Origin of the sequence: Streptomyces tateyamensis, from assembly GCF_003205575.1 — a bacterium.
Taxonomy (GTDB): domain Bacteria; phylum Actinomycetota; class Actinomycetes; order Streptomycetales; family Streptomycetaceae; genus Kitasatospora; species Kitasatospora tateyamensis.
This window is the reverse complement of record NZ_PYBW01000144.1, coordinates 1-774: the sequence shown is the minus strand read 5'-3', so window position 1 is coordinate 774 and position 774 is coordinate 1. Positions and strand designations below refer to the sequence as shown.

The 774-nt window shown below is 69.1% G+C and carries 1 protein-coding gene; it reads left to right on the top strand.

Features of this window, described 5'->3' with window-relative positions:
• Positions 1-118 precede the first annotated feature (118 nt).
• Positions 119-774 (top strand): transposase (locus C7C46_RS29950; RefSeq protein ID WP_245985184.1); only part of this gene is annotated, 656 nt, incomplete at its 3' end.

The window sequence follows — 774 nt, the reverse complement described above, 5'->3', positions numbered from 1 at the left end:
CCTCGGGTATTCAGCGGGTCAGGCCGGTCTGATGTCGGGTTAGGCAAAAGGTGCCCGCGGCCTGCAAGGATGCGAGTGTCGACGTCGAATCCAGCACAGAGCCAGGGGCACCTTTCTGGTGGCAGAGCGTACAGGGTGGGACCGGCGGCTGTCTGTGGCCGCCGACGGGAAAGGGCTGGTCGGGCACGCCGGAGTGGTGCTGCTGCACCAGGTCGCGGACCGTGTGGGGCTGACCGCCGCGCTGGGCCGTCTGTGGCCGGGCGGTGGAAGCGCGACCTGGCGCGACCGCGCGCAGGTGCTGCTGGGTCTGGCGGGCGCGATCGTGCTCGGGGCGACGAACCTGTCCGAAGCCGAGCAACTACAGGCGCACCACGGCCCGTTGTTCGGGGTTCCAGCGTCGGATTCCACCGCGCGCCGCACCCTGGCCGCCCTTGACGAACGCGCGCTGGCTCGGATCGCGAAGGCACGGGCGAAGGTACGCCGTCACGTGTGGCACCTGCTGCACCTGCGGCCGGGCGGGTTCCCCTGGCTGAGCGTGGCGGGCAAGCGGCTGACCGGGTGGATCGTCATCGATATCGACGCCACGATCATCACCTCGGCATCGAACAAGGCCGGAACAGCGGTCACGTTCAAGAAGACGTGGGGCTTCCACCCGCTCGCGTGCTGGTGCGCGAACACGCAGGAGTCGCTGTCGATGCTGCTCAGACCGGGCAACGCCGGTTCCAACACCGTCGCCGACCACATCGCGGTGCTCACCGACGCACTGCGGCAGAT